The sequence below is a fragment of the Nocardiopsis halophila DSM 44494 genome (assembly GCF_000341245.1).
GTDB classification, from domain to species: domain Bacteria; phylum Actinomycetota; class Actinomycetes; order Streptosporangiales; family Streptosporangiaceae; genus Nocardiopsis_A; species Nocardiopsis_A halophila.
The window spans coordinates 26,217-37,774 of sequence record NZ_ANAD01000165.1; the positions used below are offsets into that span (position 1 = coordinate 26,217).

The window sequence follows — 11,558 nt, forward strand, 5'->3', positions numbered from 1 at the left end:
TGCAGTGACGTGAACGTGGCTTCCGTCCGGTGTGTTTGAAAAGTTATGAGCCGCCCCCGATCCGGTCCCGCGGCCCGGACGGACCTGCGCGATCACGGGGCCCGGTACGGGTTCCGGGCCGTTGCCGACCACTAGGGGGTCGGCCCGAAACGGGCGCGGCGGTGGTCGGGGGGAGGTGACGCGGCTGGGCGAATTGGTACGCTGTGCTCCCCAAGTGCCCCATTTCAGATCGTGGTGCACCACGCCTCACCCCCTCATGAGGCGGGCCCCGGCGCGCACGTCCCCCCACCCTCGGCGTCGAGCGGCCGCCGCCGGGGCCCCCACGGACCGGCGGTGTCCACCGGAGTCCCCCTCGCCCCGTCCGGGCGCGGGCCGCCCCCGCATGAGGGCCACGTCCATCACCCGAGGCGGTGAACGAAAGGTTGCGAGGGTCCGTGTCGACACGAGCGGCGAGAACCGAGGCCGACGCCCCGCAGGCCCAGAGCGGCCCGCAGGAGGGCGCGGCTCCCCCCGTACGCGCCGGCCGCTGGTGGGCGCCGCGCAACTGGAGGGTGCGCACCCGGCTGGTCGCGCTGATCGTCATTCCCACCGCCACCGCGCTGGTCCTGGGCGGGCTGCGGGTCGGAGAGAACGTGGGCGAGACCGTCACCCACGACAACATCCAGCAGATGGCGACCCTCGGCAAGGACGTCGTCGGGCTCACCACCGAGCTGGGCAAGGAGCGGCGCGCCGTCGCGGCCTACATCGCCGACGACCGCAACCCCGACGACCGCTCCTCCGAGCTCGAGCGCGAGCTGCAGGAGCAGATCAAGGCCACCACCCGGGCCCAGACCGCGGTCACCGACCGGCTGGCCGGCCTCGGCGACGTCGGCGGCGAGCTCGCCCAGGACCGGCGCGACCGGATGGTCTCCTCGCTGGACGGCCTGGACGGGGTCCGCGACGAGGTGCAGACCTCCACCATCACCGTGCTCCCGGCGGCCACCAAGTACCGCCAGGTGATCAACGCCCTCAACGAGTTCAACCAGACCATCGCCGAGGGCACCGACGACACCGGGCTGCGCGAGAGCGTGCGCTCGATGACCTCGCTCAACCGCGCCCGCGAGCACCTGTCCTACGAGTCGGCGCTGATGCTGCACTCGCTGATCCGCGGATCGATGTCCGGCGGCGTGCAGGAGGCCGTGCAGAACACGCGGTCCCGCTACGACAACGAGATGCAGAACTTCAGCGCCAGCGCCACCCCGAGCCAGCGCCAGATGTACGAGTCCACCTTCACCGGGCTCGAGGTCAGCCAGATGATCACCACCCGCCAGCGGGTGCTGATGCGTGCCGACAACGGCACCGAGCTCAGCGGCGGCACCCGGGCCGACAGCCCCGAGGGCTACGCCGAGGTCTCCGACGAGGCGCTCTCGCTGGCCCAGGAGGGCGACGACAAGATGGCCGGCCTGGTCATCGACCAGGCCGGCGAGCTGCGCCAGCAGGCGCTGGTGCGGGCGCTGATCGACTCGGCGCTGGTGCTGGCCGTCATCGGCGCGGTCTTCGCCGTCACCTCCATGGTGATCCGCTCGCTGCTGCGGCCGCTGCGCCTGCTGCGCGAGGGCGCGCTCAAGGTCGCCGACCGGGACCTGCCCGACTCCATCAGCCGGATGAAGGACACCACCACCACGCCCGACCGGGTCACGGTGTCCCCGATCGACGTGGGCACCCGCGACGAGATCGACGAGGTCGCCCGCTCCTTCGACGAGGTCCACCGGGTGGCCATGCGCCTGGCCTCCGAGGAGGCGGCGCTGCGCTCCAACGTCAACGCCATGTTCGTCAACCTCTCCCGGCGCAGCCAGACCCTGGTCGAGCGGCAGCTGCGGCTCATCGACGGCCTGGAGCAGAGCGAGCAGGACTCCGAGCGCCTGTCCGACCTGTTCCAGCTGGACCACCTGGCCACCCGCATGCGGCGCAACGCCGAGAACCTGCTGGTGCTCTCGGGCCAGGACAACACCCGCAAGTGGGCCCAGCCGGTCCCGCTGGTCGACGTGCTGCGCGGCGCGGTCTCCGAGGTCGAGCAGTACGACCGGGTGAACGTGCGCGCCCCCTCCGACGTGTCGGTCCTGGGCCGCCCGGTCAACGACGTCATCCACCTGGTCGCCGAGCTGGTGGAGAACGCCACCTCCTTCTCCTCGCACGACACCCAGGTCTCGGTCACCGCGCGGGTGCTCGACGACGGCGGCGCCCGGGTCGAGGTCACCGACAGCGGCATCGGCATGGCCCCCGAGGAGATCGAGGAGACCAACCGCCGCCTGGCCGAGCCCCCGGTGATCGACGTCGCGGTCTCCCGCCGGATGGGCCTGTTCGTGGTCAGCCGCCTGGCGGCGCGGCACGGCATCCGGGTCCGGCTGGGCCAAGCCCAGGGCGGCGGCATCACCGCCTACGCCGACTTCTCCCCCGACCTGCTCATCACCCCGGTCGACCCCGCGGCCCCGGTGCTCCCGCAGGCCCCTGCGGTGCCCGACACCTACGCCGAGGCCACCGCCGCCTTCGCGGCCACCCCGGCCGCGGCCGAGCCGGACGACCCCTGGGGCGCCGACGGCGAGGACCCGCTGCCCAAGCGCCGCCCCGGCGGCAACCTCGGCGGCGAGCCGGGCGAGGCCTCCGCCGAGCACCCGCCCTCCGGCGAGGACCTGTGGTCGGCCGGGTGGAACACCGGGCGCGCCTCGGCGGCCCCCTCCACCCCCTCCGAGCCGCCCGCACCGGAGCCGCCGGCCTCCGCGCCGGGGCAGAGCCGCTCGGCCGGGTCGCTGTTCGACCCGACCGGCACCGGGCCGCTCCCGGCGGCACCGCCGCCCGGCCCGGCCGACGACCGGTCGCAGGAGACCCAGCCCCAGCGCGAGTCCCGGCCCTGGCCCGAACCGGCGGCCGAGCCCCCGGCGCAGACGCCTCCGGAGGCGCCCGCCGCCCCCGCCCCGGCGGCCGGATCCGGCCCCGGCGACGGCCACGGCTGGTGGCAGGACCGGCCCGCGGAGGTCGCCGAGTCCTGGCGCGGCACCGAGGACAGCGGCGTCGCCGAGCCCGAGGCGCGCGAGGGGTACGGCTCCACGGCCTACCTGTCCCGCCGCTACGGGCGCGGCCAGGGCGCCGGGCAGAACACGGTGGTCCCGCCCTCGCCGGAGAGCGGGTCGGAGGCGCTGCCGATCTTCGACGCCATCGAGTCCAACTGGTTCAAGCGCCGCACCTCCGGCCCGGAGACCGGACCGATGCCGGCCCACGCGTCCAGGGGCGCTGCCGCCCCGCAGGCCCCGCAGGCCTCGCAAGAGCCGCAGGCCCCCCGGGCCCCGCAGGCCCCCGAGGCCCCGGCCGCGCCGCAGCCCGCCGCCGAGCCGCCGCCCGCGGCCCCGGCGGCCGGGGAGGGGGCACCGGGCCACTCCGAGGACGGCTGGCGCTCCGACGCCGACCGCGGCTGGCAGGCCGCGCGCAGCGCGGCGGAGCCCATCGCGGGCGGGCTGACCGATTCGGGGTTGCCAAAACGCGTTCCCAAGGCAAACCTTGTTCCCGGTACGGCGCCGCAGCCGGAGAACGTCCGGCAGCTGCCGAACCGCTCGGCCGACCGGGTGCGCAACCGGTTCTCGGGCCTGCAGCGCGGGGTCCGGGAGGGGCGCACCCAGACGGGCGAGTTCCACCGCGGCGAGGGCCCCGCCCCCGGGGAACGGCCGCAGGGGGAGCGGTAGTGTTCGTCCCCGCGCCCGCGCATGGCGGCCGGTGCCCGCCCCGGCGGGGCCGCCGGACATCACGGGTGGGTGATGAATTAGCATCATCCGCACTTATCGCGACATTCAGCACCATAAAGTCACTACCGAGCACGACGTGGCCCGGACGGCGGATCCTCCGCCGCGGGGGCCGGGATGGACAGGAGCACTTCGGATGAGTCAACCGGTGAACGAGCTGAACTGGCTGATCACTGACTTCGCCAACCGGGTGCCCGATGTCGCTCACGCGATCGTCGTGTCCTCCGACGGGCTCCCGCTGGCCTCCTCGGCCGGGTTCCCGGCCGACCGGGCCGACCAGCTCGCGGCCATCGCCTCGGGCCTGTCCAGCCTCACCCAGGGGGCGGCACGGGTCTTCGAGGGCGGCGCGGTCGCCCAGACCGTGGTCGAGATGGAGCGGGGCCTCATGCTGATCATGGCGATCAGCGACGGGTCGTGCCTGGCGGTGCTGGCCGCCGCCGAGTGCGACCTGGGGCTGGTGGCCTATGAGATGACCCTTCTCGTCGAGCGGGCCGGCCGGGCGCTGACGCCGGCGGCGCGGACATCGGACATGCACTGAATCCACCACCCCTGATCCACCACCGACAGGAGGATTGTGGTGGCACCTCACAGCAGAGATGCCGGGAGCGCCTCGTGGTTCGGGCAGCAGCCGGCCGGCGCCCCAGCGGCGCCGGGGCCGCCCCCGAGCGGCGTCGACGCCCCACGACCCAGTCAGCAGCCGGGGGAGCGGCAGCCCCCTCCGGCCAACAACTCCCCCAGTTCGCTGGTCCGTCCCTACGCTGTCACGCGGGGACGGACCAAGCCCAAGGCACAGCTGCCGATGGAGGCGCTCATCTCGGCGACCGCCGCGGCACGCGAGGAGATGGCGACCCTGACACCGGAGTGCCAGGCCATCGGCGACCTGTGCCGGGAATGGCGCTCCGTGGCCGAGATCAGCGCGCTGCTGCGGATCCCGCTCGGCGTTGCCCGCGTTCTCGTGGCCGACATGTCCGAGCAGGGGCTGGTGCAGATCCGGTCGTCGCTCGAATCCGACAGCCGGCCCAACGTCAACCTGCTTGAAAGGGTGCTCAGTGGACTTCGCAAGCTCTAGCCCGGCCGAGGAGGGCGGTGCTGCTGCGAGCGCGATGACGTCGGTCAAGATCGTCGTCGCCGGAGGCTTCGGCGTCGGCAAGACCACGTTCGTCGGCTCGGTCTCCGAGATCGTGCCGCTGACCACCGAAGCGGTCATGACCAGCGCCAGCGTGGGCGTGGACGACCTGGCCAAGACGCCGGACAAGCAGACCACCACGGTCGCCATGGACTTCGGCCGGGTCTCGCTCGACTCGGACCTGATCCTCTACCTGTTCGGCACGCCCGGCCAGCACCGCTTCTGGTTCATGTGGGACGACCTGGTCAAGGGCGCGATCGGCGCGGTGGTGCTGGTCGACACCCGGCGTCTGGCCGACTGCTTCCCCGCCATCGACTACTTCGAGGAGGCGCGGCTGCCCTTCGTGGTGGCCATCAACGGCTTCGACGGGTACTACCCGCACGGCGCCGAGGAGGTCCGCGACGCCCTCACGCTCAGCCCGCAGATCCCGATCGTGCAGGTGGACGCCCGGGACCGCGGCTCGACCAAGGCGACGCTGATCACCCTGGTGGAGCACGCGATCTCGGTGGGCGACCACGGCGCCGGCCAGGCCGCCTCGACCGGTGGCCAGGGCTCCTGGCGCTGACCGTCCGAGGCGGCGGCCGGGGCGCGTTCGACGGACCCGGCTAGGACGCGTCCCCGAGCAGGGCGACGGCCCGCACCGGCGCCCCGTCCCCGGACTCCAGGCGCAGCGGGAAGGCGCAGAAGCGCGCCCCCGGCGCGTCCGCGGCCGCCAGGCCGCGCAGGTTCTCGACCACGGTCCCGCCCGCGCCCAGCACCGCCAGGTGGGCGGACCAGTCCTCGCCGCCCCGCCCGGCGTAGGGCGTCTCGTCCGGGCTCAGCGTGTCCAGCCCCACCGTGCGCACGCCCCGCGCCACCAGGAGGCGGGCGGCGGCGCCGGACAGGTAGGGGTGGTCGTAGTAGGCCTCGGTGCCGTAGTGCCGGTCCCACCCGGTGCGCACCAGCACGACCGCCCCCGGCTCCAGGCGGTCCTCCCACGGCCCGAACGCCTCCGGGCCGATCGGGGTGCGCGGCGCCAGGCCGGTGGCGTCGACCACCACGGCGGGCCCGGTGAACAGCTCCAGCGGCAGGTCGCCCAGCCGGGGCCCGTCGGAGAGGAAGTGGTAGGGCGCGTCGGCGTGCGTGCCGGTGTGCGAGCCCAGGTCCAGGCGGACCGAGTTGTAGCCGTCGGCGGCCAGCGTGCAGGCCGGCGAGACCACCGGCGGGGTGTCGCCCGGGAAGACCTGTGTGCCTGGTCCCACCGGGTGGCTCAGGTCGATGACGCGCGCGCCGCCTGCGGCCGCGGGATCGGTGGCCATGGGGGCTCCCTTCTGTGCTCGGCGGGTGTCGTCCGCCCATTCAACAGGGCACCATGGAGGGGATGACTTCCGAACCCGACCCCGGCGCCAACGCGATGACCGACCGGTTCCGCCAGGTCGCCGCACGCGTCCTGGACGCCCTGCTGGAGGACGCCCCGGACCTGGCCGCCGTCCTGGGCGACCCGCGCTTCGCCGGGCGCCTGCTCGACCCCTCCGAGGCCGCCGAGGCCGAGCGCGTCGGCCTGTTCTCCGACGCCCTGGGCGCCCTCGACGAGATCGACGACACCCTGCTGCCCCCCGGCGACCGGGTCGACCTGGAGATGCTGCGCTCGCACGCCGGCTCCCAGCTGTGGCGCGCTGCCGAGCTGCGGCCCAGCGGCTACGACCCGCTGGCGCTGCTGCCCGCCGAGGGGATCGCCGCGCTCGCCGCGGCCACCGGCCCCGACCTGGCCGCGGCCCTGGCCGAGCGCTGCCGGGCCCTGCCCGACTTCCTGGAGGCCGCCCGCGAGCGGCTGACCGCCGGGCCCGGGATGCCCCGCCCCAACGCCGAGGAGGCCGCCGGCCGCGCCCTGCGCACCGCGGCGGTGCTGGAGGCGGCGCCCCTGGACGCGGAGGCCGAGCCCGGGGCCGCGCAGGAGCGCGCGGACGCCGTCCGGGCGCTGCGCGAGCACGCCGCCTGGCTGCCGGCCGCCGCCGACCCCGGCGCCGACGCCCGGCTGGGGGAGCGGTCCTACGCCGCCCTGCTCTGGTACGGCCTGGACGCCCAGATCGACCCCGACACCCTGCTCACCCGGGCCGAGAGCGACCTGCTCGCCGCCGAGGAGGAGCTCGCCGAGGCCGCGGACGCCTTCGGCGGCGGGGGAGCCGGCGCCGACCGGATCCTGGACGGGCTGGGCCGCCTGGAGCGCGAGTTCGCCCCGCTGGAGGGGGAGGCCGCGCGGCGGGCCGCCGAGCACGGGCGGGCCTGCGCCCGCGCCCGCACCCGGGACCTGGGGCTGCCCGGCGCCGACGGGGTGCCCTTCGCGCCCCTGGCGACCCGCGCCCGCGACGGGTCGGCCCTGCGCGCCCCCGAGCTGTACCTGGCCGCCGCCCGCGACGACGCGCCCGGCCGCGCCTACCTGCGCGCCCGGGAGGCCGAGTGCGCCGCCCACGCCCCGGTCCGCCGCGCCCTGCGCAGCGCCGTTTTCGACGCCGGCTGGGCCGCCCTGGCCCAGGGCCTGCTGGACGGGGCCGGCTGGGGGCTGGACGACGGCCGCGCCGAGGCCGCCGTGCGGCTGGTGCACCGCAGGGACCGCCTGCGCACCGCCGCCCGCGCCGTGGTGGACGTGCGGGCGCACGCCCGCGGCATGACCGAGGGCGAGGCGCGGGGCCTGCTGGTCGACCGGGCCCGGCTCACCGAGGCCGAGGCGGCCCGCTCCTGGAGGGCCGCCCTGGCCGAGCCGACCCGTGCGGCCGCCGACTACGTGGGCCGCCGCGAGGTGGCCGACCTGGACCGCGACCTGGCCGTGGAGGACCCCCAGGCCGCCCCCGCCGAGCGCGCGGCGGTGCTGTCCGCCCACGGCGCGCCCCCGCCCCGGCTGCTGCGCGAGCCGCTGGGCCTGGCCCCGCCGCGGTGACGCCGCCGGGCACGAGGGGACGGGGCGCCGGACTCGCGTTCGCGTCCGCGGGCGCATCCCGCTAGCATCCGCTTGCCCGCCCGGTCCCGGCCCCGACCGGAACCGACCCCTCACTCCCCGGAGCAGCGCCCATGGCGACCGATCTGGTCATCGGCTTCTTCACGCTCACCGCGCTGGAGATCGTCCTCGGGATCGACAACCTCGTCTTCATCTCGATCCTGTCCGACAAGCTCCCAGCGCACCAGCGCGACCGGGCCCGCAAGCTCGGCATCGGCCTGGCCCTGATCTCGCGGTTGGCGCTGCTGGGCTGCATCACCTGGATCATGGCGCTCACCGAGCCGCTGTTCACCCTCTTCGGGCACGGCTTCAGCGGCCAGTCGCTGATCCTGCTGGTCGGCGGGTTCTTCCTGATCGGCAAGGCGACCTACGAGATCCACGAGAGCCTGGAGGGCGAGGAGGACCACGCCGGCTCCAAGGTGCGCGCCGCCTTCGGCGCGGTACTGCTGCAGATCGTCGCCCTGGACATGGTCTTCTCGCTGGACTCGGTGATCACCGCCGTGGGCATGATCGGCGACCAGCCCGGCGGCATCTGGGTCATGGTCGCCGCCGTGGTCATCGCGGTCGTCGTCATGCTCATCGCCTCGGGGCCGCTGGCCCGCTTCGTGCAGTCCCACCCCACCGTCAAGATGCTCGCCCTGGCGTTCCTGCTGCTCATCGGCACCACCCTGGTCGCCGACGGGCTGGGCTTCCACGTCCCCAAGGGCTACATCTACACCGCCATGGGCTTCTCCCTGTTCGTCGAGGTCCTCAACATCTTCGCCCGCAAGCGGCGCGCGGCCGCCCGGCCGGTCAAGCTGGCCAGCCGCTACTCCGAGGAGCACGGCGGGAGCACCGGCCCGGCCGGCCCCGAGGGCTCCGACGGCTCCGCCGAGGCCTCCGGACAGGGCTGACCCGGGCGCCGGTGCCGGGCGCCGTCGCCTATGCTGGGGCCGACGGCAGGCGGACGGAGACGGACGAGCGTGCGATGAGCGGTGCTGACCAGGACGTCCAGGACGGGGCGGACCCCGACGGCTTCCAGCGGCTGTGGACCCCGCACCGGATGGCCTACATCCAGGGGGAGGACCGGCCCGCCGGACCGGCCGCCGACGACGGCTGCCCGTTCTGCCGGGCCCCCGGCCTGCCCGACGCCGACGGCCTGGTCGTGCACCGCGGCGAGCACGCCTACACGGTGATGAACCGCTACCCCTACAACAGCGGCCACCTGCTGGTGTGCCCCTACCGCCACGTGTCCGGCTACACCGGCCTGGACGCGGCCGAGACCGCCGAGGTCGCCCGCCTCACCCAGGAGGGCATCACGGCGCTTACCGCCGCCTACGGCCCCCAGGGCTTCAACGTGGGCATGAACCTGGGCACCGCGGCGGGCGCGGGCATCGCCGCCCACCTGCACCAGCACATCGTCCCCCGCTGGGGAGGCGACACCAACTACATGCCGGTGGTCGGCCAGACCAAGGTGCTGCCCGAGATGCTGGAGCAGAGCCGGGCGCGCATCGCCGGGCACTGGCCGGCGCGCTGACGGGCGGTGGTCCGATGGCACCCGTGCTCATCTACGACGGCGACTGCGGGTTCTGCACGGCCAGCGCCCGCCTGGCCGCCGAACGCGTGGCCCCCGGGCTGCGCACCGTCCCGGCGCACCGGGCCGGCCTGGCCCCCGGGCTCCGCGAGCGCGCCGGCCGGGAGGTGCTGCTGGCCCACCCGGACGGGCGCCGGGTCTGGGGCGGCGCCGACGCGGTGGCCGCGCTGCTGGTGGACGGCCCCCGCGCCCCGCTGCGCCCGGTCGGCGCCCTGATGCGCCTGCCCGTCCTGCGTGCCCTGAGCTCGGCCGCCTACCGGTGGGTGGCCGCCAACCGCCACCGGATGCCCGCGGGGACGGCCGCCTGCGCGGTGCCGCGGGGCGGCTGACGGGCCCGCCGTCCCCGGGCGGGGCGGCTCGCCGCCCCGCCCCGCAGCCCCTACGATCGTGAGAAGTCATGCTGAGATTCCTGCGTCCCGCGGTCGGCCGGGTCACGCTGCCCATCGGGCGCGCCCTGGCCCGCCTCGGCGTCACCGCGAACATGGTCACCCTGACCGGCACCTTCGGGGCGGTCGCCGCCGCCCTGGGCCTGCTGCCGCTGGGAGAGCTGTACATCGGCGCGGTCGTGGTCACCGTCTTCGTGCTCTTCGACATGCTCGACGGCGCCGTCGCGCGCGCCTCGGGCCGGGAGAGCCGCTGGGGCGCCTTCCTGGACTCCACCCTGGACCGCCTCACCGACGCCGCCGTCCTGTGCGGCCTGGCCGTGTGGTTCTACACCGGCGGCGCCGACCCCCTGCTCGGCGGCCTGGCCATGTACGGCATGGCCACCGGATTCGCCGTCTCCTACATCAAGGCCCGCGCCGAGGGGCTGGGCGTCAACTGCGACGTGGGGGTGGCCGAGCGCAGCGAGCGGCTGGTCATCGCGCTCACCGCCACCGGCCTGGCCGGGCTGGGCGTGCCGCACGCCCTGGACGCGGGCCTGTGGCTGCTGGCGCTGCTCAACACCGTCACCGTGGCCCAGCGCCTGATCGAGACCCGGGCCCGGCTCACCGAGCCGGGCGGCGGCGCCGGGGCCGGCGACCGGCAGCCCGCGGGCGGCGCCGGCGGGCAGGGCTGAGCGGTGGACGAGCGCGTGTCGGCGGCGGCCTACGCCGCGGGGTGGCGGCTGGTCCGCGAGCTGCCCGAGCGGCCGGGGCGGGCCGCCTTCCGGGCGATGGCCGACCGCGCCTGGCGGGCCCGCGGCCCCGGGGTGGCGCGCCTGGAGGCCAACCTGCGCCGGGTGGCCGGCCCCGCGGCCACCGCGCCCCAGCTGCGCGCCCTGTCCCGCGCCGGGATGCGCTCCTACATGCGCTACTACTACGAGATGTTCCGGCTGCCGGCCATGGACGCCGGCACGGTGCTGGGCCGCACCCGCGCCGAGGGCATCGAGGCGCTGGAGGCGCGGCTGGCCCAGGGGCGGGGCGTGGTCGCCGCGCTGCCGCACATGGGCAACTGGGACCACGCCGGGGCCTGGATGGCGCTCCGCGGCACCCCGCTGACCACCGTCGCCGAGCGGCTGCGCCCGCAGAGCGTCTTCGACCGGTTCACCGCCGTGCGCACCGGCCTGGGCATGGAGGTGCTGCCGCTGGAGCCGGGCCGCGGCAACGGCGCGGTGACCGGGACCCTGGCGCGGCGGCTGCGCGAAGGGCGCCTGGTGTGCCTGCTGGCCGACCGCGACCTGACCGAGGGCGGCATCGGCGTGGAGTTCTTCGGCGAGGCCGCCCGCATGCCGGCCGGCCCCGCCGCCCTGGCCGAGCGCACCGGCGCCGCCCTCATGCCGGTCTCGCTGTGGTACGAGGGCGCCGAGTGGCGCATCCGGGTGCACGGGGAGGTCCCCGTGCCCGACCTGGCCGACCGGCGCGCCCGGGTGGCGGCCATGACCCGGTGCACGGCGCGGGTCTTCGAGGAGGCCATCGCCGCCCACCCCGAGGACTGGCACATGCTGCAGCGGGTGTTCACCGCCGACCTGCACGGCCCGCCGCCCGGCGCGGCCGTCCTCCCGGACGCGGGCCGGGCGGTCCGGTAAGGTGCGCGTGACCGGCGCCCGAGGGTCCGCGGCGCCGGAACGGGACGAAGTCCCCTGGTCGCGGCCGGGGGAGCGCGCCAAGGTGGAACCCCCGTGGTCGGCGGAGACGGCCG

The 11,558-nt window shown here is 75.8% G+C and carries 11 protein-coding genes; 10 read left to right on the plus strand and 1 reads right to left on the minus strand.

Annotation, left to right across the window (positions count from 1 at the left end; genetic code table 11):
- Nucleotides 1-434: 434 nt before the first annotated feature.
- From D450_RS30660 to D450_RS0119555, 4 genes are all read left to right on the plus strand, one after another.
- The gene (locus D450_RS30660; protein ID WP_241483218.1) at nucleotides 435-3,713 is read left to right on the plus strand and encodes a sensor histidine kinase; all 3,279 of its coding nucleotides are present in this window, start codon (nucleotides 435-437) and stop codon (nucleotides 3,711-3,713) included.
- A gap of 193 nt (nucleotides 3,714-3,906) precedes the next feature.
- Nucleotides 3,907-4,308: a roadblock/LC7 domain-containing protein gene (locus tag D450_RS0119545; protein ID WP_026124247.1), complete on the plus strand. Its 402-nt coding sequence runs from the start codon at nucleotides 3,907-3,909 to the stop codon at nucleotides 4,306-4,308.
- Between the two features lie 39 nt (nucleotides 4,309-4,347).
- A complete protein-coding gene (locus D450_RS0119550; protein WP_394296670.1) occupies nucleotides 4,348-4,839 on the plus strand; it encodes a DUF742 domain-containing protein in 492 nt (163 codons plus the stop codon).
- Nucleotides 4,840-4,873: 34 nt separating this feature from the next.
- The gene (locus tag D450_RS0119555; protein WP_017540348.1) at nucleotides 4,874-5,461 is read left to right on the plus strand and encodes a GTP-binding protein; all 588 of its coding nucleotides are present in this window, start codon (nucleotides 4,874-4,876) and stop codon (nucleotides 5,459-5,461) included.
- A gap of 40 nt (nucleotides 5,462-5,501) precedes the next feature.
- On the opposite strand, the gene D450_RS0119560 is transcribed toward D450_RS0119555, so the two are convergent.
- On the minus strand, nucleotides 5,502-6,194 hold the full coding sequence (locus tag D450_RS0119560) for a cyclase family protein (protein WP_017540349.1): 693 nt from the start codon (nucleotides 6,192-6,194) through the stop codon (nucleotides 5,502-5,504).
- Nucleotides 6,195-6,256: 62 nt separating this feature from the next.
- Between D450_RS0119560 and D450_RS0119565 the strand changes: the two genes are divergently transcribed.
- The 6 genes from D450_RS0119565 to D450_RS0119590 all read left to right on the plus strand — a co-directional run bounded on the left by D450_RS0119565 (nucleotide 6,257) and on the right by D450_RS0119590 (nucleotide 11,445).
- Entirely contained in the window at nucleotides 6,257-7,810 is a 1,554-nt protein-coding gene (locus tag D450_RS0119565) for a DUF885 family protein (protein ID WP_017540350.1), read from the plus strand.
- A 131-nt stretch (nucleotides 7,811-7,941) separates the two neighbouring features.
- Complete coding sequence (locus tag D450_RS0119570; RefSeq protein ID WP_017540351.1) at nucleotides 7,942-8,760, plus strand: TerC family protein; 819 nt, start codon at nucleotides 7,942-7,944, stop codon at nucleotides 8,758-8,760.
- A 74-nt stretch (nucleotides 8,761-8,834) separates the two neighbouring features.
- The gene (locus tag D450_RS0119575) at nucleotides 8,835-9,383 is read left to right on the plus strand and encodes an HIT family protein (RefSeq protein ID WP_017540352.1); all 549 of its coding nucleotides are present in this window, start codon (nucleotides 8,835-8,837) and stop codon (nucleotides 9,381-9,383) included.
- A gap of 14 nt (nucleotides 9,384-9,397) precedes the next feature.
- On the plus strand, nucleotides 9,398-9,769 hold the full coding sequence (locus D450_RS0119580; RefSeq protein WP_017540353.1) for a thiol-disulfide oxidoreductase DCC family protein: 372 nt from the start codon (nucleotides 9,398-9,400) through the stop codon (nucleotides 9,767-9,769).
- A gap of 68 nt (nucleotides 9,770-9,837) precedes the next feature.
- The gene (gene pgsA / locus D450_RS0119585) at nucleotides 9,838-10,497 is read left to right on the plus strand and encodes a phosphatidylinositol phosphate synthase (RefSeq protein ID WP_017540354.1); all 660 of its coding nucleotides are present in this window, start codon (nucleotides 9,838-9,840) and stop codon (nucleotides 10,495-10,497) included.
- A gap of 3 nt (nucleotides 10,498-10,500) precedes the next feature.
- Entirely contained in the window at nucleotides 10,501-11,445 is a 945-nt protein-coding gene (locus D450_RS0119590) for a phosphatidylinositol mannoside acyltransferase (RefSeq protein ID WP_017540355.1), read from the plus strand.
- Nucleotides 11,446-11,558 lie beyond the last annotated feature (113 nt).